The sequence below is a fragment of the Nonomuraea marmarensis genome (assembly GCF_043197025.1).
In the GTDB taxonomy this organism is placed as follows: domain Bacteria; phylum Actinomycetota; class Actinomycetes; order Streptosporangiales; family Streptosporangiaceae; genus Nonomuraea; species Nonomuraea marmarensis.
This window is the reverse complement of record NZ_JBICRM010000032.1, coordinates 76,166-96,794: the sequence shown is the minus strand read 5'-3', so window position 1 is coordinate 96,794 and position 20,629 is coordinate 76,166. Positions and strand designations below refer to the sequence as shown.

Annotated in this window: 23 protein-coding genes; 15 read left to right on the top strand and 8 right to left on the bottom strand. The window is 71.3% G+C overall.

Features of this window, described 5'->3' with window-relative positions; translation table 11 throughout:
* Nucleotides 1–104: 104 nt before the first annotated feature.
* Complete coding sequence (locus ACFLIM_RS37990; protein WP_393173346.1) at nt 105–1,373, bottom strand: acyltransferase family protein; 1,269 nt, start codon at nt 1,371–1,373, stop codon at nt 105–107.
* A gap of 184 nt (nt 1,374–1,557) precedes the next feature.
* Here ACFLIM_RS37990 and ACFLIM_RS37985 point away from each other — a divergent pair, with 184 nt between their 5' ends.
* A complete protein-coding gene (locus ACFLIM_RS37985; RefSeq protein WP_393173344.1) occupies nt 1,558–2,805 on the top strand; it encodes a sensor histidine kinase in 1,248 nt (415 codons plus the stop codon).
* Entirely contained in the window at nt 2,796–3,443 is a 648-nt protein-coding gene (locus ACFLIM_RS37980; protein WP_393173342.1) for a response regulator transcription factor, read from the top strand. Before ACFLIM_RS37985 ends, ACFLIM_RS37980 begins: the two co-directional genes overlap by 10 nt.
* Before the next feature lie 130 nt (nt 3,444–3,573).
* Here ACFLIM_RS37980 and mihF read toward each other — a convergent pair whose 3' ends face one another.
* From mihF to ACFLIM_RS37965, 3 genes are all read right to left on the bottom strand, one after another.
* On the bottom strand, nt 3,574–3,879 hold the full coding sequence (gene mihF, locus ACFLIM_RS37975; RefSeq protein WP_138697789.1) for an integration host factor, actinobacterial type: 306 nt from the start codon (nt 3,877–3,879) through the stop codon (nt 3,574–3,576).
* A 103-nt stretch (nt 3,880–3,982) separates the two neighbouring features.
* Complete coding sequence (locus tag ACFLIM_RS37970) at nt 3,983–4,387, bottom strand: GlcG/HbpS family heme-binding protein (protein WP_393173339.1); 405 nt, start codon at nt 4,385–4,387, stop codon at nt 3,983–3,985.
* A gap of 107 nt (nt 4,388–4,494) precedes the next feature.
* Nucleotides 4,495–5,718 (bottom strand): ROK family protein, encoded by a 1,224-nt coding sequence (locus ACFLIM_RS37965; RefSeq protein WP_393173337.1) that lies wholly within the window; start codon nt 5,716–5,718, stop codon nt 4,495–4,497.
* Nucleotides 5,719–5,741: 23 nt separating this feature from the next.
* Here ACFLIM_RS37965 and ACFLIM_RS37960 point away from each other — a divergent pair, with 23 nt between their 5' ends.
* The 11 genes from ACFLIM_RS37960 to ACFLIM_RS37910 all read left to right on the top strand — a co-directional run bounded on the left by ACFLIM_RS37960 (nt 5,742) and on the right by ACFLIM_RS37910 (nt 16,843).
* Entirely contained in the window at nt 5,742–6,974 is a 1,233-nt protein-coding gene (locus ACFLIM_RS37960; RefSeq protein WP_393173335.1) for an MFS transporter, read from the top strand.
* Between the two features lie 183 nt (nt 6,975–7,157).
* Nucleotides 7,158–8,204, top strand: coding sequence for a LacI family DNA-binding transcriptional regulator (locus ACFLIM_RS37955; protein ID WP_393173333.1), 1,047 nt, complete (start codon nt 7,158–7,160; stop codon nt 8,202–8,204).
* The gene (locus ACFLIM_RS37950; RefSeq protein ID WP_393173331.1) at nt 8,201–9,115 is read left to right on the top strand and encodes a carbohydrate ABC transporter permease; all 915 of its coding nucleotides are present in this window, start codon (nt 8,201–8,203) and stop codon (nt 9,113–9,115) included. Before ACFLIM_RS37955 ends, ACFLIM_RS37950 begins: the two co-directional genes overlap by 4 nt.
* On the top strand, nt 9,112–9,930 hold the full coding sequence (locus ACFLIM_RS37945) for a carbohydrate ABC transporter permease (RefSeq protein WP_393173329.1): 819 nt from the start codon (nt 9,112–9,114) through the stop codon (nt 9,928–9,930). The genes ACFLIM_RS37950 and ACFLIM_RS37945 overlap by 4 nt, the downstream gene beginning before the upstream one ends.
* 9 nt (nt 9,931–9,939) lie before the next feature.
* On the top strand, nt 9,940–11,244 hold the full coding sequence (locus ACFLIM_RS37940) for an ABC transporter substrate-binding protein (protein WP_393173327.1): 1,305 nt from the start codon (nt 9,940–9,942) through the stop codon (nt 11,242–11,244).
* Nucleotides 11,241–12,200: an ADP-ribosylglycohydrolase family protein gene (locus ACFLIM_RS37935; protein ID WP_393173325.1), complete on the top strand. Its 960-nt coding sequence runs from the start codon at nt 11,241–11,243 to the stop codon at nt 12,198–12,200. Before ACFLIM_RS37940 ends, ACFLIM_RS37935 begins: the two co-directional genes overlap by 4 nt.
* Before the next feature lie 6 nt (nt 12,201–12,206).
* The gene (locus ACFLIM_RS37930) at nt 12,207–13,166 is read left to right on the top strand and encodes an ADP-ribosylglycohydrolase family protein (protein ID WP_393173323.1); all 960 of its coding nucleotides are present in this window, start codon (nt 12,207–12,209) and stop codon (nt 13,164–13,166) included.
* Nucleotides 13,163–14,302 (top strand): ADP-ribosylglycohydrolase family protein, encoded by a 1,140-nt coding sequence (locus tag ACFLIM_RS37925; protein WP_393173321.1) that lies wholly within the window; start codon nt 13,163–13,165, stop codon nt 14,300–14,302. The genes ACFLIM_RS37930 and ACFLIM_RS37925 overlap by 4 nt, the downstream gene beginning before the upstream one ends.
* On the top strand, nt 14,299–15,630 hold the full coding sequence (locus tag ACFLIM_RS37920) for an ADP-ribosylglycohydrolase family protein (protein ID WP_393173319.1): 1,332 nt from the start codon (nt 14,299–14,301) through the stop codon (nt 15,628–15,630). The genes ACFLIM_RS37925 and ACFLIM_RS37920 overlap by 4 nt, the downstream gene beginning before the upstream one ends.
* Complete coding sequence (rbsK, locus tag ACFLIM_RS37915; RefSeq protein WP_393173317.1) at nt 15,627–16,514, top strand: ribokinase; 888 nt, start codon at nt 15,627–15,629, stop codon at nt 16,512–16,514. Before ACFLIM_RS37920 ends, rbsK begins: the two co-directional genes overlap by 4 nt.
* 125 nt (nt 16,515–16,639) lie before the next feature.
* Nucleotides 16,640–16,843: a hypothetical protein gene (locus ACFLIM_RS37910; RefSeq protein WP_393173315.1), complete on the top strand. Its 204-nt coding sequence runs from the start codon at nt 16,640–16,642 to the stop codon at nt 16,841–16,843.
* 81 nt (nt 16,844–16,924) lie between these two features.
* Here the strand turns inward: ACFLIM_RS37910 and pyrF are convergent, their stop codons facing one another.
* Nucleotides 16,925–17,749 (bottom strand): orotidine-5'-phosphate decarboxylase, encoded by an 825-nt coding sequence (pyrF, locus tag ACFLIM_RS37905; protein WP_393173313.1) that lies wholly within the window; start codon nt 17,747–17,749, stop codon nt 16,925–16,927.
* 153 nt (nt 17,750–17,902) lie between these two features.
* Here pyrF and ACFLIM_RS37900 point away from each other — a divergent pair, with 153 nt between their 5' ends.
* Together ACFLIM_RS37900 and ACFLIM_RS37895 are read left to right on the top strand one after the other, a co-directional pair.
* Nucleotides 17,903–18,379, top strand: coding sequence for a DUF6968 family protein (locus tag ACFLIM_RS37900; RefSeq protein WP_393173311.1), 477 nt, complete (start codon nt 17,903–17,905; stop codon nt 18,377–18,379).
* A 22-nt stretch (nt 18,380–18,401) separates the two neighbouring features.
* Nucleotides 18,402–19,196, top strand: a complete 795-nt coding sequence (locus ACFLIM_RS37895; RefSeq protein ID WP_393173309.1) for a Cof-type HAD-IIB family hydrolase — start codon at nt 18,402–18,404, stop codon at nt 19,194–19,196.
* An 82-nt stretch (nt 19,197–19,278) separates the two neighbouring features.
* Here the strand turns inward: ACFLIM_RS37895 and ACFLIM_RS37890 are convergent, their stop codons facing one another.
* The 3 genes from ACFLIM_RS37890 to ACFLIM_RS37880 are packed head-to-tail and all read right to left on the bottom strand — an operon-like array spanning nt 19,279 to nt 20,364.
* Entirely contained in the window at nt 19,279–19,536 is a 258-nt protein-coding gene (locus ACFLIM_RS37890) for a hypothetical protein (RefSeq protein ID WP_393173307.1), read from the bottom strand.
* A gap of 52 nt (nt 19,537–19,588) precedes the next feature.
* Nucleotides 19,589–20,158, bottom strand: coding sequence for a TIGR00645 family protein (locus ACFLIM_RS37885; protein WP_393173305.1), 570 nt, complete (start codon nt 20,156–20,158; stop codon nt 19,589–19,591).
* 50 nt (nt 20,159–20,208) lie between these two features.
* Nucleotides 20,209–20,364 (bottom strand): hypothetical protein, encoded by a 156-nt coding sequence (locus ACFLIM_RS37880; RefSeq protein WP_393173303.1) that lies wholly within the window; start codon nt 20,362–20,364, stop codon nt 20,209–20,211.
* Nucleotides 20,365–20,629: the final 265 nt, after the last annotated feature.

Below are 20,629 nucleotides of genomic sequence, written 5' to 3'. Positions count from 1 at the left end.
TTCGGCTAACGAAGATCGAGTTGCAGCAGCACGGTGTCGATCATCCGCCTTCGCCCGCCACTCGCCGAGACCCGGCGGCGTCTCGTCGAACGTGGCCAGGCTGCTCACACCCGGGCCCGCGGGGCCGTCATCAGCAGCCCGCCGAGCAGGGCGAGCACCGCGAGGAACGGCCCGCCGCCGGGCGCGAAGCCGCCCACGGTCAGCGTCAGCACCCCGCCGCCGACCAGCGCCGCCGCGCAGATGATCGAGCCCCACCCACCCTTGCCGTACGGCAGCGCCGGCGGCGTCTCGAACCTGGTGAACGCCTTGAGCAGCGGCCACATGACCAGGCAGAGCATCCCGAACCAGACCGGCCACCCCACGAGCCAGAACGCGCTGCCCGGCACCGGCGTGTCGATCCCCAGCAGGACCACCACCACCCCGGACACCGCGAACAGGGCCGGCATGTGCCACAGGTACACCGTCATGATCCGCGGCCCCGCCCAGGCCAGCAACCGGCCCGTCCGCAGCCGCAGCAACCAGGGCCGCAGCAGCGTGGCCAGACCGATCTGCCCGGCGCCGACGGCCAGCATGGCGAGGGTGGGCGGGCACATGTTCGACATCTCGGCGCCCGGCAGCCCGATCATGCTGCCCGGATAGGGCCCGAACGCCACCAGCAGCGCCGCCGTCCCGAACCCGCCGAGCGCCAACGCCCAGGCGCCCTTCATCCGGCCTTCGGCGTAGAAGAAGCCGAGCTGGTGCACGGCCAGCCAGACGAACACCACGTTCAGGTAGCCCACGACCTCGAACCCGGTCGAGAACCGCACCACGTCCGTCAGCACCGCCCCGGCCGCCAGCGCGGCGGGGACCCGCACGCCGTACCGCTCGTGCAGGCGCAGCGCGTACGGGGTGGCCGTGACGGCGATCAGGTAGACGGCGAGGAACCAGAGCAACTGCCCGGTCAGCCGCGCCCCGACCTCGAGTGGCTGGGCGGGCACGCCCAGCGTGAGCAGGATGTGGGGGAGCGGGATCCACACCGCGGCCAGCGGCAGCAGCGGCCAGGCCAGCCGGCGCAGCCGTGCGCTCAGCCACTGCTGCGCCGGCTTGGCCGACCTGCCGAAGCTGATCGCGTTGGCCGCGCCGCCCGCGAAGAACACCAGCGGCATCACCTGGCTGATCCAGGTCACCACCCACACTCCGGGAGTCGACAGCGCGTTCCCGGTGGTGAGCCGGTCGCCGTCGTAGGTCAGGACCGGGATCGTCCAGTGCTGGAACACGATGAGCGCCATGCCGAACACGCGCAGCAGGTCGATGAACGGGTCCCGCACCGTCGTGCGCGCGCCTGCCGCGCGCTCCACGGTCGCGGCGACGGGGCGGTCCAGCAGGACGGTCATGGGGGAGCCTCGATTCACAGGGAACGGATGGCTCAAGGCTCCCTTCCAGGGCGTTCGCGCACATTGCCGCGAGCCGCCCTCTTGCGGTCAGTTCGCACCACCCCGTCTGGTAGGGCTGGCCCTACCCCCGCACACCGGCGCACCTACTCGTCTCGGGGCTGGGTGCGGCCATACCGTGTAAGCCATGCGCTCCCTGATGAGGCGTGTCCTTCTCGACACCCGTTACACGCTGGTCGGCTTCCCCACGGCCGTGATCGGCTTCGTGCTCCTGATCGCGGGCTTCTCCGCGGGCCTGGGCACCGCGGTCGTGTGGGTAGGCGTGCCGCTGCTGGCCGGCACCCTGATGATCGCGCGGGGCTTCGCGGACGCGGAGCGCGGCTGGTTGTCCGATGTGCTCAAGCGCCCGCCCGTACGCCCGCGCTACCGGCCCGCGCCGTCGGGCGCCGGTCGGTTCCGCCGAATCGTCAACCCGATGACGAGCGGGCAGTCCTGGCTCGACCTGCTGCACGGCATCCTGGTCTTCCCGTTCGCGATCATCTCGTTCGTGCTCACCGTGGTGTTCTGGTGCGTGCCCATCGCCGGGCTGACCTGGCCGCTGTACGGCATCGTCACCTCGCAGATCCCCGGCAACATGGAGCTGCCCGAACTGCTCGGCCTGGGCGACGGCTACTTCGTCAACTCTGTCTTCTACGTCTCGGTCGGCCTGGTCTTCGCGTTGATCATGCCGTTCATGGTGCGCGGGGCCGCGCTGATCAGGGCCGGGCTCGGCCGGGCGCTGCTGACCGGCGTGGCCGAGCTGCAGGAGCGCATCGACGACCTGGCCGAGGGCCGGGCCGCGGCCGTGTCCGCCGAGGCCAACGCGCTGCGCAAGCTGGAGCGCGACATCCACGACGGCCCGCAGCAGCGGCTCGTCTCGCTGGCCATGGAGTTGTCCAGGGCGCAGCGGCAGATGGCCAAGGACCCGGACGCGGCCCAGGCCACGATCAAGTCGGCTATCACCGCCACCCGCGAGACGCTCGACGAGCTGCGCGCGCTCTCGCGTGGCATCGCCCCGCCCATCCTGTCCGACCGCGGCCTCGCGCCCGCACTGGCCGCCCTGGCCGGGCGCTGCACCATACCCGTGGACCTGGACGTGCAGACCGTCGAGCGCTACCAGGCCGCCGTCGAGAACGCGATCTACTTCGTCTGCGCCGAGACCCTCACGAACGTGGCCAAACACAGCCGCGCCACCGTCTGCACGGTCCAGCTCATCCGCATCGGCGACGTCCTCATGCTCACGATCGGGGATGATGGGGTCGGCGGCGCACACGTCGCCAAGGGACATGGTCTCGCCGGGCTGGCCGACCGGCTCCGCGCCGTTGACGGGGAGCTGGCCGTGCAGTCGCCGGACGGCGGGCCCACATTGATCGTGGCGGAGGTGCCGTGCGCGTAGTCGTGGCCGATGACGCGGTCCTGATCAGGGAGGGCCTGGTCAGGCTGCTGGAGGAGTTCGGCTGCGAGGTGGTCGCGACCGTCGGTGACGGCGACGCCCTCGTCCAGGCGATCGCCGAGCACAAGCCCGACGTGTCGGTGGTCGACGTGCGCATGCCGCCGTCGTTCACCGACGAGGGGCTCAAAGCGGCCGTCGAGGCGCGGCGCAGGGTGCCGGGGGCGCCCGTGCTGATCCTGTCGCAGTACGTCGAGGTCTCCTACGCCGATGACCTGCTCGCCGACGCCCGTGGCGCGGTGGGTTACCTGCTGAAGGACCGGGTCGTCGACGTCGAGGAGTTCCTCGAGGGCCTGCGGCGGGTGGCCGCGGGCGGGACCGTGTTCGATCCGCAGGTGGTGTCCCAGTTGATGGTGCGCAGGCGCAAGGACGACCCGCTGGCTCAGCTGACGCCGCGGGAGCGCGAGGTGCTCGGGCTGATGGCCGAGGGGAAGTCGAATCCGGCCATCGGGCGGCAGCTCGTGATCAGTGACGGAGCCGTGGAGAAGCACATCAGGAGCATCTTCAACAAGCTCGGCCTCTACGCGGAGGACAGCGACCAGCATCGCCGGGTGCTCGCCGTGCTGACCTACCTGCGTTCCTGACTCTGTTCAGTTCGGGTCCCTCGGCCCGGCCCGCCGGTGAGCGGGGCGGCTCCGCTCTCCGGTCCCTCCTCGGCCTGCGAGGGTCGCTGGCCGGTCCGCGCGGCGTGCGCGCGGACCTGGCCGCTCGGGTCTAGCCGAGCGCGTCGACCAGCTTCTTGCGCTGCTGGGCGCCCAGGCCGCCGAGGCGGCGCTTCTCGTCGACGCCCGCCTCCTCCATCAGCGCGGTGGCCTTGGCCGGACCGACGCCCTTGACGGCGCGGAGCGCCTGGGACACCTTGATCTTCTTCGCGATGTCGTCATCGCGCTCCAGCAGCTGCGCGAACGTCAGCTCACCGGCCTTGACCTTGCCGAGCAGGGCCGTGCGGGCGGCACGGGCCTCGGCTGCCTTGGCCAGCGCCGCTTGACGCTGCTCGGGGGTGAGAGTGGGAAGTGCCATCTCTGTTCTCTCCTCGGGGAGTTTTACGTTCGGGTCCTGTTACCCGTGGTGCAGTGGCTAATCATGGCGGATACCAGCGGTTCGTGTTGCGGAAAGCGCCCGCTCAACGTGTCCGCCACACCGACGCGGCCGCTTCCGCGCACCTCACGTCCTGCGTGATCGTGCCTCCGCTGACCCCCACGCCACCGACCACGCGCTCTCCCTCACCGTAGTCCGCCCAGAGGGGGATGCCACCTCCGAAACACAGGAATCGGTCCCCGGCCAGCCCGAACAGCTCCCCGCCCGGGGCGGTCAGCTCGGCCAGGTCCTCGGTGGACCTGCGCAGGGCCACCGAGGTGTACGCCTTGCCCTGCGCGAGCACCGGCCCCGCGATCTCCGCACCCTCCATACGCTGGAAAGACACCGGATGCCCGCCCTCGTCCACGACCGCGACGGAGATCGACGCGCCTTCGCGGGCCGCCTGCTTCATGGCCGCTTCCGTCATGCGGAGCGCGAGTTCGAGATTCACGGGTTCGCCCCTCGGCTCAAGATTCTTTCGCCCATTGGACGCTTCATGCGTGCGGGGCGTTGAGAGAGCCCGGGAGATCGCTTGCATCTCCCAGGGAAGAGTGCGGGTTATATCGGGTTTTGTCCCTTCAACGTGGAATGCGTCACATTTTGCCGTTCGGGCGTGTCGCGGCCCTGGTCAGGGTGGCTTTCGCGCCACCGGTCGAGGCCCTCCGGGGTGAGGAAGGCGTCGAAGATCGACTCCATGGCGCCGAGCAGCGCGCCGCGCCAGCCCAGGGCCGAGCCCTCGATCCTGGGCGGCTGGTCGCGGCGGATCGCCATGAGGCCGGGCTCGCAGGCTCGATGCAGGGCCGCCGCCGCTCGCTCGTACAGCTCCACGCCGTGGCCCGACAGCGTCACGGCCTCGGGGTCGTGGGCGTTCACGAGGGCCGCTATGCCGCGTCCGAGCGCGGCGGCGTTGGCCGCGACCGCCTCCTCGCTGGTGGCGAGCACGTGCTCGGCCTGCTCGCGGCCCCGGCCGCCGCCGTGGGCGAGGCCGACGTGGCGCAGCAGGGCGTTCGCGCCGACGTCCATGCTCCAGCAGCCGATCGCCCCGCACGGGCAGGGCCTGTCGCTGCCGGTGAGCGGCATGTGGCCGAACTCGGCGCCCGTGCCGCTCGCGCCGCCCAGCGGTCTGCCGTCCACGACCAGGACGCCGCCGAGGTCGAAGTCCACGTGCAGGTGCAACCCGACCTGGATCCCTTGGAGCCGCCCGCGCCGCGCCTCGGCCAGCGCCGCGAACGCGGTGTCGTTGCCCACGATCGGCATGTCCAGGCCGAGCAGGGCGGGCACGTTCACCGAGCGCCAGCCCAGGTGCGGGATGTCCACGAGGCCGCCGTGCCGTACCGGGCCCGCGAGCGCCACTCCGACCCCTGCCACCCGGTGTCCGAGGCGCTGCTCGTGTGCGGCGACGGCCTCGCCCAGGGGGCCGAGCGCGCCTTGGGGGGTGCCGTCGTGCGGGCGGACGTCGAGCACGGTGACCCGGCCGCCGAGCTCGCACGCCGCCAGCTCCCAGGCGTCCTCGCGCACGTCCACGGCCAGCGCGAGGGGTCCGCGCGGATGCGGCCCCGGCACCTGCGTGGGCCGGCCCCGCGCGTGCTCCGGAGCGGGCTCCTCGTGCAGCAGCTCGTCCTCCGACAGCCCGGCGACGAGCACCGACGCCGTGCCCCTCGCCAGGCGCAGGTCGCGGGTCAGCTGCGACCTGGTGCGGGCGGCCCCGCAGTCGTGTACGGCCCGCAGCAGCCTGACCCGGTTGTGCGCGCGAAGCTCGCCGCTGGTTGTGGCTCCATTCACGGAACACAGTTTATGCTCTAGCCGTGAACAAAAGCCTCATTGATGCCAGACGTGCTCGTGCCGCGGTTTTCGGGTTCTTCTTCCTCGCCGGTTTGGTGATGGGTTTGTGGGCGGCCGGGCTGCCGTCGCTGAACGACCGGCTCGGTCTCGGCCCCGCCCGGCTCGGTAGCGTGCTGCTGCTGATCTCGGGCGGGGCGCTGGTGTCGATGCTGGTGGCGGGGCCGGTCGTGGACAGGTTCTCGAGCCGGAGGGTGTGCTGGATCGCCGGGCCCTTCTCCGGCCTGGTGCTGCTCGGGCCCGCGCTCGCGCCCTCGTACTGGGCGCTGGCGGTCCTGGCGGTGGTGTTCGGGATCGGGCTGGGCGTCACCGAGGTCGCCATGAACGCCCACTCCGTCGAGGTCGAGCGCCGCTACGGCCGGCCGATCATCTCGGCCTTCCACGGGACGTGGAGCCTGGGCGGGGCGGCCGGTGGCGGGATCACCTCGCTCGTCCTGCAGGCACGGCTGGACCCGCAGGTGCTGCTGATCGTGGCGGCGGTGGTGGTGCCGTTCCTGTACGTTCCGGCGGCTCGGTTGCTCCTTCCCGACCCGCCCGAGCACGAGTCGTCCGTGGACGCCGGGGCCAAGCCGGGGGCTTCGTTGCGGTGGGGGCTGATCGCGCTGCTCGGGCTGGCCGCGTTCGCCGGGCATCTGAGCGAGGGGGCGGCCATCGACTGGGCCGCGCTGCACGCCCGCTGGGTGCTGGAGACCGATCCCGCGATGGCGCCGCTGGCCTACACGATCTTCTCCGTGGCGATGACGACCGTGCGGCTGCTCGGGGATCCGATCAGGGCCAGGCTCGGGTCCGTACGCACCATCCAGCTCGCCGGGCTGTTCGCCACCGCCGGGTACGTGCTGGTCCTCGCCTCACCGCTGGCCGGGGAGTCGCTGCGGGTGGTGTGCGCGTGGGCGGGGTGGGCGCTGGCCGGGGTGGGCCTGGCCACGGTGGTGCCCGTGCTGTTCAGCGCGGTGGGGGCGGCGGGCGGCCGGGTGGGGCGGGCGCTGGCGATGGTGACGGCGTTCGGGTACAGCGGGTTGCTGCTCGGCCCCGCCGTGCTGGGGTACGTGGCCGAGGCGTCGTCGTTGCCGGTCGCGCTGATCATCCCGGCCGTGCTGGCCGCCGTGGTCGCGCTCGCCGGTTCCCCGGCCATCCGCTCGCTGCTCCACCTCTCCGCCCCCGCGCCCGTCGCCGCGGAGCCCGCGCCGGCGCGCGACTGAACCTCTCCGGCGGCCCGCCTCGTGCGGTTGGTGGGCTGCCGGAAATTTGCGTCTATGTATGCTGACCTGGTGTTATGCGATCGTGACTTGACCTGCAAGTTACATCCAGGTTTCATGTGCCACACGCGGTAAACGTTTACAGATGGCTGATCGTAAACGTTTACCCAACCTGGAAGGACAGCCTTGGCCGACGGACCCACGATCAACACGATCGCCGAGCGCGCCGGTGTCTCGATCGCCTCCGTCTCGCGGGTCCTGAACGGCCTGCCGACCAGGCAGGAGACCGTGCGCAAGGTGATGGCCGCTGCCGACGAGCTCGGCTACGTGCGCAACGCCGTGGCCAGGTCGCTCAAGTCGCGCCGCACCCACCAGGTGGCCTTCGCCATGGCGGACGTCGGCAACCCCGCCTACCTGGCCATGCTGCGCGAGATCCAGCCGGTGCTGAAGGCCGCGGGATACCGGCTCGTGCTGCACTCCACCGACGCCGTCGCGGCCGACGAGATCGACGTCCTGCACAGCCTCGGCGAGCGTTACGTGGACGGGCTGATCATGAGCCCGCTGCGGGTCACCGAGGCTCATCTCGAGATGCTGGCCGCTGCCAGGGCTCCCGTCGTGATCATCGGCTCGGTTCCGGAGGGGACGCGGGTGGACAACGTACGGGCCGACTCGCGTACCGGTGTCAGGCTGGCCGTCGATCACCTCTACTCGCTCGGCCGCCGCCGGATCGGCCTGGTCAACGGCCCGCTCGACACCGTTCCCGGTGCCGCTCGCGGGGCCGCTTACCGGGAGGCGCTCGGTGACCTCGGCCTGCCCTACGACGAGGGCCTGGTGCAGATCGGCGACTTCTACCGCGCGGAAGGGGGCCGCGCGGTGGCGGAGCTGCTCGCCAGGGTCCCCGACGTGGACGCGCTCATGTGCGCCAACGACCTGATCGCGCTCGGCGCGCTCGACGTGCTGCGGGCGGCCGGTCGGCGGGTGCCCGACGACGTGGCGGTGGCCGGCATGGACGACACCGACCTGGCCGCGGCCTCGTGGCCGTCGTTGACCAGCGTCTCGCTCGGGTCGGCCGAGCGTGGCAAGGCGGCCGCCGAGTTGCTGCTCGACCGGTTGCAGGGTGGGGAGCGGGAGCCCCGGCTGGTCACCGTGCCGCCCCGCCTCGTGGTGCGGGCCTCCACGGTGGGCGAATCGGCCGCCGGGTTCCGTACAGACGAGAAGGAGAGCGGCTCGTGACGGCGACCGTGACGAGGCCGGCGCCGCCGCGCCGGCCGCGGGCCAGGCGCCGCGGGATCTCGCGCCAGACGCGCGAGATGTGGCTGCTCATGTTGCCCGCGCTGGTGCCGGTGCTGCTGTTCAGCGTCGGCCCGCTGCTGTACGGCATCGGGCTGGCGTTCACCGACGCCCGCAACACCCGCGTCCACGAGACGAGCTTCGTCGGCCTGGAGAACCTCGGCCAGCTGCTGGGCGACGACGAGTTCTGGTCCTCGTTCAGGATCGGCGCGATCTGGGCGGTCTCCGTGACCGTGCTGCAGTTCCTCGCCGCGCTCGGGCTCGCGCTGCTGCTGAACGAGAGGTTGTGGTTCAGGGGCGTGGCCAGGGTGCTGGCGGTGGTGCCGTGGGCCATGCCGCCGGTGGTCATCGGGCTGATGTGGAAGCTCGTGTACCACCCGGACGCGGGCATCCTGAACGACCTGCTCGGCACGAACATCAACTGGCTGGCCGACTTCTCCCTCGCGCTGCCCGCGATCATCGTGGTCGGCGTCTGGACCGGCATGCCGCAGACCACGGTGGTGCTGCTGGCGGGCCTGCAGGGCGTGCCCAAGGAGCTGTACGAAGCCGGTGAGATGGACGGCGCGGGGAGTTGGCGGCGGTTCTGGAACATCACGTTGCCGCAGCTCCGGCCGGTGATCGTGGCGATCACGTCGCTCGACTTCGTGTGGAACATCAACCAGTTCGGCCTGGTCTACGTGCTTACCCAGGGCGGTCCCGGCGGGCAGACCAAGTTGCCGATGTTGTTCGCCTACGAGGAGGCGTTCCGGTACAGGTTCGCCGGTTACGCCTCGATGCTGGGCCTGGCCATGGCGATCGTCGTGCTCGCGGTGCTCGCGCTGTACCTGTGGCGGCAGATGAGGGAGACCCGATGAGACGCGTCCCGCAGTACGTCGCGCTGGTCGCGTACATCGTCTTCCTGGCCTTTCCGCTGGTGTGGCTGCTGTCGACGGCGCTGAAGACGCCGCAGGAGATGGCGCTGGCGGACCCGACGTGGATCCCGCGCGAGCCGACGCTGGCCAACTTCGCCGACGCGTTCGGCGAGCAGGACCTGGTCGGCGCGGCGGCGCGCAGCCTGGTCGTGGCGCTGTTCAGCAGCCTGATCACGGTGCTGATCTCGTTGCCCGCCTCCTACGCGATGGCGCGCTACCGCAGCCTGCTCAACCGGGTCGCGATCGGGTGGGTGCTGGTCAGCCAGGTGTTCCCGTTCATTCTGATCATCATCCCGCTCTTCATGATCCTGCGTGATCTGGAACTGGTGAACACGTTGCCGGGGCTGGTGGTCGTGCACGTGACGTTCACGCTGCCGTTCGCGTTGTGGATGTTGCAGGGGTACGTGCGCGCGGTGCCGCCCGAGCTGGAGGAGGCGGCGGCCGTGGACGGCGCGACGCGGCTGCGCTCGATCGCCAGCGTGGTCGCGCCGCTGCTGGGGCCGGGCGTGGTGGCCACGTTGCTGTTCGCCTTCATCTCGTCCTGGAACGAGTTCATGTTCGCGCTCGTGATCCTGCAGGACCCCGACGTCATGACGCTCCCGCTCACGCTGGTGAGGTTCACCGGCCCCGAGGGCGTGGCCAGGCTCGGCCCGCTGGCCGCGGCGTCGCTCATGGCGACGATCCCGAGCCTGATCTTCTTCGCAATCATTCAGCGGCGACTGAAGTCCGGCCTGATGGCCGGCGCCGTCAAGGGCTAGGAGGCTCATATGCGAATCAGGTCCGCTCTGGCGGCGGCGACGATCGTCGCGCTCGCCGCCGCGTGCGGCAGCGGAGGCGGCGGCGAATCCCCGGCCTCCCCCAACGAGCCGGTGAAGATCAACTTCCTCAGCCTGGCGTGGCAGAAGGAATCGGTCGCCGCGAACAAGCAACTCGTCGACGAGTGGAACAAGGCCAACCCCAACATCCAGGTCACCTACGTCCAGGGCAGCTGGGACAACGTCAACGACCAGCTCGTCACCCAGTTCGCCGGTGGCACGGCGCCCGACGTCATCCACAACGACTCGCCCGCGCTGTCCGGCTTCGCCAGCGACGGCTACCTGCTGGACCTGTCCGGCAAGCTGCCCGCCGAGCTGAAGAGCGACATCCCGCAGGCCGCGTGGGACACCGTGACCTTCGACGGCGGCAAGGGCGAGCAGGGCGTGTACGGCGTGCCGTTCCTGCAGGAGTCGCAGGTCATCATCGCCAACAAGAAGCTGCTCGACGCCGCCGAGGTGCGCATCCCGACCGCGGACAACCCGTGGACGTGGGACGAGTTCTCCGAGGCGGCCAAGAAGATGACCAAGGACGGCACATACGGCGTGGCGTGGGCGATGAAGTCGCCGGTCAACAAGACGCTCAACCTGGCGCTCAACTTCGGCGGCACGTTCTTCCAGACGGCCGACGGCAAGACCACGGTCAAGGTCGGGCCCGAGGAGCGCGAGGTGCTCCAGCGCATCCACGACCAGCTCTACAAGGACAAGTCGGCCGACCCGGCGGCGCTCGGGCAGGGCACCGCGGACCCGCTGCCGGCCTTCTACAAGGGCAAGTTCGCGCTGCTGCCCGCGGGCGTCTACCTGCGGCAGCAGGTCGTCGAGCAGGCACCCGACGGCTTCGAGTGGGTCACGCTCCCGGCGCCCAAGGGCACCAGCGCCCAGCAGGGCGCGGTCTCGCAGACGTTGTCGATCGCGCAGGACAGCAAGCACCCGGACGAGGCCATGAAGTTCATCTCGTTCTTCCTGAACGGCGCCAACCAGGCCAAGCTCGCCAAGGGCGACTGGCTGCTGCCGACCTCCCAGACGGCCGCCGCCGACCCGGCGATGACCACTGCGGAGAACGGCTGGGACGTGGCCACCGCCTCCGGCAAGAACCTGGTCGTGGCGCCGTTCCTGAAGGTGAACGGGTTCGACGAGTGGAAGAGCAAGGTCGCCACGCCGGCCCTGCAGGAGTACTTCGGCAACAAGATCACCATCGACGAGGCCGCCGCGAAGCTCGTCGAGGACGGGAACAAGGTGTTGGAGCGGTACCAGCGGTGACTTATCGCGACAAGGCCCGGGGGTGTCTGCTCGGCCTCGCGGCCGGCGATGCCCTCGGGGCCCCGGCCGAGAACCTGTCGCCGTCGGAGATCCGGCGGCGATGGGGGCGGCTCACCGAGATAGAGGGCGGGGGGACCGATGACACGGAGTACGCGATCTTCGCGGCGTCCTTGCTGGTGCGGCACGGTCACTCGCTGACCTCCGCCGACGTGGCGTCCGCTTACCGTTCGGACATCATTCCGCGCGTGACGGGCCCGATGCGGGGGGCGGGGTTCTCCGAGCTGGGCACCGTCGAAGCGCTTCGCCGCGGCCTGGAGCCGCCGCTGACCGGACTGGTGCACTCGCACGGCTGGTCGGACGGGCTCGCCATGCGGGCCGCACCCTATGGTGTGTTCTGCCCTGGTGATCCCTTTGAGGCGGCTCGGCTGGTGGAGCAGGACGGGCTGGTCAGCGGGTCCGGCGAGGGCATCCTCGGCGGCCGGGCGGTCGCCGGTTCCGTGGCGGCCGCCATGGGTGGGGCGTCGCCTGGTGACGTGGTGCTCGCTGCTCTTTCGGTGATTCCCGCCGACTCGTGGACGGCCCGGAACATCGTGCGGGTTCGCGAGGTGCTCGGCCGGTCGCCGGCCACGGGCGCGGTGGACGCGTTGCACGAGGCCGTCGTCGTCAAGCATTACCCGTGGACGGACGTCGCCCCCGAGGCCGTGGCGCTGGCGCTGGCCGCCTTCCTGGTGGGTGACGGCGACGTCGAGGCGTCCGTGACGTTCGGGGTGAGCCTGGGCCGGGACGCCGACACGATCGGCGCCATCGCCGGTGCCATCGCCGGAGCCGGGCAGGGTGAGCGGGGCGTGCCTGCGCGGTGGGCCGCCAGGATCGGGCCCGTGACAGGCAAATGCCTGCCCGTCGTGGCCGGGAAACATGTGCTGGACGTCGCCGAAGAACTGGCGGAAGGACTGTAGATCACGATGTCGGGGGACAGAATCAGGGGGGCGTTCGCCGGTCTCGCCGTCGGTGACGCCGCCGGGTGGCCGGCCGCCAGGCACCGGGCGGCCCTGCACGCGCCCTGGAGCAGGCGCCTGCACCGGGAGCTCGACGCGTTCGCGGAGGACCACCAGATCACTACGTTGCCGGTGCCGTTCGCGCTCAACCAGCCCGTGGCGCCGCTGCGGATCGGCCCGTCCGACGACGCCGAGTGGCTCGCGTGGACGGCGCTCACGATCGACCGGCCGAGGGCCGCGGCGTTCAAAGAGCTCGGCCCGGTCAGGGCGCGGATTTCGGTGGCCACCGCGCTGGACAACCTGGCCAAGGGCGTCGAGCCGCCCGCGTCCGGGCACGACAACCCGCACCATTTCGACGATGCCGCCGCCGTCAGGGCCGTCGCGTTCGGGGTGCTGGGGCGCGACCCCACGCAGGACGCCCAGGTGACGAATGCCTACGACGGCGTCCTGGGCGCCCAGGCCATGGCCGCCGCCATCGCCGAGGCCGTGGCGTCGGGCTCGGTGGCCGGGGCGGTCGAGGCGGCGCTGGCCGTACTGCCTGAGGACACCGCCATCGGGCACAACGCCCGCCTGGCGCTGGCCGTCACCAGGACGGCGGGAGATCCGTTCGGTGCGGTGCCCGCGCTGGACGGCGCGCTGCTCGACCACGTCTACAGCTACGGCGTCGGTGCCGCGCAGACCGTGCCCGTGGCGCTGGCGCTGGCCGAGGCGTCCGGTGGCGAGGTCGGCCGGGCGGTGCCCGCGGCAGCGTGCCTGGCCGCGCTGGCCGACTCCGCGCCCGCGCTGGCCGGGGCGCTGGCGGGGGCGTGCGGCGGGTACGACACGATCCCGGAGGGGTGGCTCGCGTCGGCCCGTACGCTGGCCGGATGTTGCCTGCCTGACCTGGCGGGCCAGGATTTGATCGAACTAGTGGAGGGAATCGCATGACGCCGCTTGAGGACAGGGCCACTGGCTGCGTGGCGGGGGCGGCGGTCGGTGACGCGCTGGGTGGCGCCACCGAGGGCTGGACTCCCGAACAGATCGTCGAGAGGTACGGCGGCCGCGTCGAGGGCATCGTGCCGCCGTTCAACGAGGACTGGCGCAACGCCCGCCCGATCGCCCCCTACCACAAGGGCGACGGCCACATCACCGACGACACGTTGATGACGCACGCCCTGATCCGCGTGTACGAGCAGGTCGGCGGGCACCTCGGCGCGTACGCGATGGCCGACCACCTGGTGCCGGAGCTGATGGGCGAGCGGCGGTGGATCCCCGAGCTGGAGGCCGAGGCTCTGCCGCTGCAGCGGATCTTCCTGGCCGAGAAGTGGATCGTGGCCAGGCTGCACTACGGTCATGTGGATCCCCGCGAGGCCGGTGTCGGAAATATCGTGAACTGCGGCGCGGCCATGTACGTCGCCCCCGTCGGCATCGTCAACGCCGCCGACCCCGACGCCGCCTACGCCGAGGCCATCGACCTGGCCGGGGCGCACCAGTCGAGCTACGGCCGGGAGGCCGCGGGGGTCATGGCCGCGGCCGTCGCCGAGGCCATGCGTCCCGGCGCCACGGCCGACTCCGTGGTCGCCGCCTGCCTGCGCCTGGCCAAGGACGGCACCAGGGGCGCCATCGAGGCGGTTTGCGAGGCCGCCGCCGGGCTTGGACACTGGGACGGCTCGTTCGAGGCGCTGCGCGCCGCCATGCGGCCCTACGACACGGTCGCCGACACCTACCGCGACCAGGGGCTGGGGGCGCGGCGGCCGAGCCGAGTGCACAGCATCGAGGAGCTGCCGCTGGCGCTCGGGTTCCTGGTGATCGCCAAGGGCGACTACCGCGACACCGTGCTGGGCGGGGTCAACTACGGGCGCGACGCCGACTCCATCGCCTCGATGGGCGGGGCCATCGCGGGCGCGCTCGGGGGGCTGGCCTCGGTGCCGCCGGAGTGGGTCGGGCAGGTGGGGGCGGCCAGCCGTACGGACGTGGTGGCGCCCGGGCTGGCGATCGCCGAGGTGGCGCGCCGGGTGCACGCCGACGACCTGGTACGGCGGCGCGGCCACGAGGCCGCCTTCGCCGACCTCGACCGCCGATGATCCGGCTCACCTGGGTCCAGCCCGAGGACCTGGTCGGGCACGAGCTCCGCCAGGCCGCCGAGGACGGCCGGGAGGTGGCGCAGATCGCCGCCCGGTGGCACGCGGCCGGAGGGCACGACGCACCGCCGCGCGCCGGGGCCTCCGAGCCGGGGGCCGCGCGGTTGCGCGGGCTGGCCGAGGAGCTGCTGGACGAGCTGGCGGCGATCCCGTCGCCGCTGGCAGAGCCGTCGGAGCTGGCCGACATCATCGCCGCCTGCCCCGCGTGGCCGGGGAGGACATCGGGCGGCGTCGCGGTGGATCCGGCACGGGTGCTGGGGGCGTGGCTGGGGCGGGCGGCCGGATGTGTGCTGGGCAAGCCCGTCGAGAAGATCCCGCGCGAAGGCATCAGGCAGATCGCGGAAGCCACCGGCAACTGGCCCATCCGCGGCTGGTTCACCGCCAAGGGACTCCCCGGCGACCTCGCCCGCCGCTGGCCGTGGAACCGCCGCAGCGCCGTCAACTCCCTGGCCGAGAACATCGACGGCGTCCCCGAGGACGACGACCTCAACTACCCGCTGCTGGCCCTGTCCCTGCTGGAGCGCCACGGCCGCGGATTCACCACCGACGACGTGGCGAAGTTGTGGCTGGACGAGCTGCCCGCCGGCCGTACGTTCACCGCGGAGCGCGTCGCGTACCGCAACCTTCTGGACGGGGTCGAGCCGCCGCGGACGGCGACGTACCGGAACCCGTTCCGGGAGTGGATCGGCGCGCTGATCAGGACCGACGTGTACGGGTGGGTCAATCCGGGCGACCCGGCCACGGCGGCGGAATTCGCCTGGCGGGACGCCAGGCTCACGCACACCGCCAACGGGATCTACGGGGCGATGTTCGCGGCCGCGATGTGCGCCGCCTCGATGGTGGCCACCTCGGCGGAGGAGGTCGTGCGGGCGGGGTTGTCCGTGGTGCCCGAAGGGTCGCGCCTGCACGAGGCGGTACGCCTGGCCGCCGCGGACGCCGCCCGCGAGGACGACTTCGAGCGTGTCATCGACCTCCTGCACGAACGCCATGGCAATCTGCACTGGGTGCACACGATCAACAACGCCGCCCTCGTCGCAGCCACGCTGGTGCACGGCCGGGGCGACTTCACCGCCACGATCGCCGGAGCGGTCGCCGGAGGCTGGGACACCGACTCGGCGGGCGCCACGGCCGGTTCGGTCGCGGGCGCGCTGAACGGCGGCGTGCCGGACCGCTGGCGCATGCGCGACAGCCTGGCCAGCAGCCTGACCGGGTTCGACGGGGTGGGTCTGGACGAGCTGGCCGCACGTACGCAGGAGATGATGAGGTCATGATCTCGGTTTTCGGCAGCGCCAACATGGACCTCGTCGCGTACGTCACCGAAGCCCCCAAACGGGGCGAGACCATCACCGGTCACCGGTTCCGCACCGTACCCGGCGGCAAGGGGGCCAACCAGGCGATCGCCGCCGCGCGCGCGGGCGCGGAGGTGGCGTTCCTGGGGGCGGTGGGCGACGACGGGTTCGGGGCCGAGATGCGGGCCACGCTGACGGAGGCCGGAGTCGACGTACGCGGCCTGCGCCAGGTGCCCGGGCCCAGCGGCATCGCGCACATCGTGGTGGACGACCACGGCGGCAACTCGATCATCGTCGTGCCCGGCGCGAACGGCACCGTCACCGGCCCCTGTGGCGACGACCTGGCCGCGATCGCGGCCTCGCAGGCGCTGCTGCTCCAGCTCGAACTCCCCATGGAGGCCGTCGTCGCGGCGGCGCAGGCGGCCCAGGTCTCGGGCGTGCCCGTCATCCTCACCCCCGCGCCCGCCCAGCCGCTGCCGGAGGAGTTGCTGGACGCCGTCACCATGATCGTCCCGAACGAGCACGAGGCCGCCGCCATCACCGGCGTCACCGGCCCGGACGCCGCCCTGGACGCGCTGCTCGAACGGGTCCAGGAGGCCGTGATCACGCTGGGCTCGGAAGGAGCGCTGTACGGGTCGCGGGCGGGAGAGCGGCTGCGGATGCCCGCCGTGACGGTGCAGGCGGTGGACACGACGGCGGCCGGCGACACGTTCGTGGGGGCGCTGGCCGTGGCGCGTTCCGAGGGGTCCGGGGTGGAGGACGCCCTGCGCTTCGCCTCCGCGGCGGCGGCACTGTCGGTGCAGCGCGAGGGCGCCAGCACCTCGATGCCCACCCGCCCCGAGATCGAGGACAGCCTCAGCGGTTGAGCCTCAGGTTCACTCCGGGCCGGAACGGCGGGCCGCTCACCGGGCGGTGGGGCGTTGGGTGCGGGTGGTCATGATCGCACGGTAACAAACCGGTTCAGAGGGTGTTCGGGGGGCAGGTGGTGACTATGACCAAAAAATCCGATGAGCTGCCAGCGGCGGTGGGAGACGTAGGCGAGAGCGACGTCGTCGCGGAGCGTTCGGGTGCCAGCACGCCGAGGACCCGCCGCCCGGTGCCGGCCGACACGCCGGACGAACTGGACGAGCCGGAGCCGGAGGAAGTGCCGGAGGACGAGGACGTCATCCGCCCGGACGCCGGCCCCACCGGCTAGCTCATAGCCGCGCCGCAGCTTGTCTGATGCTGCCCTCATGGCCACGAGCTGGACCTGCACCGAGGCGTACGGGATCGCCACTCACTTCTGAGCGGCGGGCCTGCGGGCCAGCTGGGCGGCGCACTCGTCCCGGTAAGAGAGGGTACGGGCGCGCAGGCGCTTCGGATCGGCCAGCACGGCCCTGGAGACCGAGGGCACGACCGTATGCCGTACGGTCCCGAACAACCGCGCCACGTCGGCGGGTGAGGCGCCCTGGGCGCCCAGCCCCGGAGCGAGGATGGGGCCGTTGAGGTCGGCCAGCGAGTGCTCCAGCGCGGGCAGCGTGGCGCCCATGACCACCCCGACCGGCCCGAACGGAGTGTGCCCCGCGTTCGCGGCGGCGGCCCCCGCCAGCACCTGGTCGGCGACGAGCCGCTGCAGCGGGGCCGCTTCCGGGTTGGAGGTGCGGGCCAGCACGAACACGCCCGCGTCGTTGGCCACCGCCGACATGATCGCCCCTTCCAGCGACCCGAACCCCAGGTAAGGGCTCAGCGTCACCGCGTCCACGGCCAGCGGGCTGCCCCGGTCGAGGTACGCCTCGGCGTAGGCGGCCATCGTGCTGTCGATGTCGCCGCGCTTGACGTCGAGCAGCACCAGCGTCCCGGCCTCGCGCAGATCCGCGATGGTGCGTTCCAGTACGGCGATGCCGCGGCTGCCCCAGCGCTCGAAGAAGGCCGACTGCGGCTTCACCACGGCGGCCACGTCACTCACCGCGTCGACGACGGTGCGGCTGAAACGTTCGAGGCCGGCGGGCGAATCGTCCAGCCCCCAGGCATGGAGCAGCGCCGGGCTCGGATCGATGCCCACACACAGCGGTCCGCACTCATCGAGCCTGGCTCGCAGGCGCGTCCCGAAGGAATCGTTCATCTCAAGGGCCCCCTTACGACCGTTGGCAGACTAGCCCGCGGCGGTCGTAGGCAGGAATGTTTTCTCCGGCGACGATATGGGACCGAGGCTCTGCTGCTGAACACATGCAAGGCTCAGTCTTCCATGACTGGCCTTGGGGGTAGATCAGCAGACATGTACGAGATCGCCCATCGGGCATTGGTGCTGCGTACCGATCCGCCGAGTGACGTCGTGGTCGCCGTCGGCGTGCCTTATGAGGAACCGACGGGCGAATGGTCGTGCCCGTACCGGATCGACGGGCTCGACGGGTGGGAGCACGAGCGGAAGGTCACCGGACTCGACTCGCTGGAGGCGATCGAGCTGGCGATGGTCATGGTGCGGGCGGCGCTGGCCGGGTCGCACGAGGCCAGGGAAGGGTTGCTGGTCTGGGACGCCGCGCCGTCGAGCCAGCGTAAGCAGGCGGTGTATGTGACCTGGGACAAGGAAGGCGATATCGCCTATATCGCGATGAAGCACGAAATAGTTCCAGGAGAGGCCGTACGGCAGGTCGTAGCGGACAATGTCGTCCTTGACTTCGGGGAGTCGGGGCAACTCCTGGGCCTGGAGCTCCTGAACGCGGAAGCGCTGCTCCCCTCCGAGATGCGCATCTAGGGGCTTCGGGATAATGGTCACCGTGACCTCTCCCCGCATCGTGGCCACCGACCTCGACGGTACCCTCCTCACCTCTACCGGCGTCATCACGTCCCGTACCAAGCAGGCGCTCAGTTCGGCCCGAGCGGCCGGCGCCGAGATCGTCTTCGTCACGGCCCGAGCGCCGCGCGGCGTCCGCGAGATCGCCGAGCAGGCAGGCGTCACGGGCACCGCGATCTGCAGCAACGGCGCCATCGTGTACGACCTGGCCACCGACGAGATCGTCACCAGCCGGCCCCTCGAACCGGCGGCGGCCAGAAAGGTCGCGTACCTCCTCGCCGAGGCCCTGCCCGGCATGGGCCTGGCCGCCGAGACGGGCCGGAACGTGCTGACCGAGGTCGCGTACACCAGGCGGGTCAGCCACGACCTGGCCTACTACCGCGAGGTGCGCTCCGTCTTCGACGAGGACGAGCCCATCGTCAAGCTGCTGGCCCTGTCGTCCGGTCACACGGCGGACGAGATGGTCACGGCCGTGGCGGCGGCGGTCGAGGGGCAGGCCGAGGTCACGCACTCCGGAGTCGACGGGCTGCTCGAGATCAGCGCTCCCGGGGTGACGAAGGCGGGCACGCTCGACCTGCTCTGCCAGGAAAGGGGCGTCTCATCGGGGGAGGTGGTGGCGTTCGGTGACATGCCGAACGACCTGGCCGTGCTCGCCTTCGCGGGCGCCGGTTACGCCATGGCCAACGCGCATCGGCTGGTGCTGGCGGCGACGGAGCGCCGTACGCTCTCCAACGACGAGGACGGGGTGGCGGCGGTGCTGGAGCGGCTGTACGGCTGACGCGCCGGGTCGCCCGGATGCCGCCACGGTGCCCGCCCACCACGCGGGCGGGCACGTACGGCGCGGCGTCACGTGTCCTGCCTCACGCGTCGTCGTCCGACACGCGCGACGCGCCCTCACAGGTGCTGGGCGACTTGCCGAGCAGCGGCAACAGGCTTCCGCAGGTGCTCACTGGCAGAGACACGGGCTCGACGATCTCATCATTGAAAATGATCACATCGCCGATGAGTGGGGTGGGGCCCTCCTTGCGGGCCTCGCCGTCGGCGTACGCGGCGGCGCTGGGAAGCAGCACGCCCGCGATCACGGCGAGCCCCGCGATCGTGGGGCCTTTCACCCTCATCAACAGCCCCATCCGCAGTGCGGCGGCGTTCCCCTCCGGCGATCCGGCTGGGCTAGGCGGCGGCCCGCTGCGGCTGCCGGTCCGCGGGCCGCTCGCCGCGACCGGTGCCGTGGTTTGGGCGCCCGCCCGCCATGATGCGATCGATCAGGGCCAGCGCCAGTGCGGAGACCACGAAGGTCAGGTGGATCAGTGTTTTCCATATCAGCTCTCTGTCGGTGACGGCCGGTCTGGCCGCGTTGATGAAGATCTGGAGGAGGTGGATGGACGAGATGCCGATGATCGCCATGGCCAGCTTGACCTTGAGCACGTTCGCGTTGACGTGGGAAAGCCATTGGGGCTGGTCGGGATGCCCCTCGATGCGCAACCGCGAGACGAACGTCTCGTAGCCGCCGATGATGACCATGATGAGCAGGTTGGAGATCATCACCACGTCCACGAGACCGAGGACGATCAGCATGACGGTGGTCTCCGGTGGGTGGCCGCCGAACCCGAGTTCGATCAGATGGATCAGCTCCATCATGAACCGCCACACGTACACGATCTGGGCGACGATCAGCCCCAGGTAGAGCGGCGCCTGTATCCATCGGCTGAGGAACATGACATAGCCGACACGTCCGGGCATCGTCCGTGACTCCGTCGATGTATCGGCCACGGGTACGTGCGCGAGCCGCACTAGGACGTCAGGACGTTGATGTGCTGGATCCAGGTCTGCACCTCGACGAGCGGCGGGTCGTTGGAGGCGAGGGAGCCGAGGGAGTCGAGGGTGATCGGCGGTGCGGCGGCGGCCAGCGCGAGGGCGGCGACGGCGGTCAGGACACGGACCTTCAACGGGGAACTCCTTGCTGCTGCTCTTCGTAGACGATCATTGCGCTGTGGGATGACTGCGTAACCAGCCCGAGACCTGGGCTGGGACTGGATCTGGGAGGGGGACCGCCCGCGGGCAGCGCGACATGCTCGGCCGCGTCGCCCGCGGGCGGCCCTGCGCCGGACCCCTGCGTCCGGGCCCCGGGGCTGGGAGGTTGGGGCTGTCGGGCGAGTCAGGACGGTCCGGCGGATCGGGGCCCGCCGGCCTGGAGGGGGCAGGGCTGCCGGG

Excerpts from the sequence above, each read along its gene's own strand:
- ACFLIM_RS37920 (WP_393173319.1), top strand. The coding sequence starts at position 14,299 with ATGATCCGGCTCACCTGGGTCCAGCCCGAGGACCTGGTCGGGCACGAG.
- ACFLIM_RS37910 (WP_393173315.1), top strand. The coding sequence starts at position 16,640 with ATGACCAAAAAATCCGATGAGCTGCCAGCGGCGGTGGGAGACGTAGGC.
- ACFLIM_RS37940 (WP_393173327.1), top strand. The coding sequence starts at position 9,940 with ATGCGAATCAGGTCCGCTCTGGCGGCGGCGACGATCGTCGCGCTCGCC.
- pyrF (WP_393173313.1), bottom strand. The coding sequence starts at position 17,749 with ATGAACGATTCCTTCGGGACGCGCCTGCGAGCCAGGCTCGATGAGTGC.
- mihF (WP_138697789.1), bottom strand. The coding sequence starts at position 3,879 with ATGGCACTTCCCACTCTCACCCCCGAGCAGCGTCAAGCGGCGCTGGCC.
- ACFLIM_RS37990 (WP_393173346.1), bottom strand. The coding sequence starts at position 1,373 with ATGACCGTCCTGCTGGACCGCCCCGTCGCCGCGACCGTGGAGCGCGCG.
- rbsK (WP_393173317.1), top strand. The coding sequence starts at position 15,627 with ATGATCTCGGTTTTCGGCAGCGCCAACATGGACCTCGTCGCGTACGTC.
- ACFLIM_RS37925 (WP_393173321.1), top strand. The coding sequence starts at position 13,163 with ATGACGCCGCTTGAGGACAGGGCCACTGGCTGCGTGGCGGGGGCGGCG.
- ACFLIM_RS37985 (WP_393173344.1), top strand. The coding sequence starts at position 1,558 with ATGCGCTCCCTGATGAGGCGTGTCCTTCTCGACACCCGTTACACGCTG.
- ACFLIM_RS37885 (WP_393173305.1), bottom strand. The coding sequence starts at position 20,158 with ATGCCCGGACGTGTCGGCTATGTCATGTTCCTCAGCCGATGGATACAG.
- ACFLIM_RS37890 (WP_393173307.1), bottom strand. The coding sequence starts at position 19,536 with ATGAGGGTGAAAGGCCCCACGATCGCGGGGCTCGCCGTGATCGCGGGC.
- ACFLIM_RS37945 (WP_393173329.1), top strand. The coding sequence starts at position 9,112 with ATGAGACGCGTCCCGCAGTACGTCGCGCTGGTCGCGTACATCGTCTTC.
- ACFLIM_RS37930 (WP_393173323.1), top strand. The coding sequence starts at position 12,207 with ATGTCGGGGGACAGAATCAGGGGGGCGTTCGCCGGTCTCGCCGTCGGT.
- ACFLIM_RS37900 (WP_393173311.1), top strand. The coding sequence starts at position 17,903 with ATGTACGAGATCGCCCATCGGGCATTGGTGCTGCGTACCGATCCGCCG.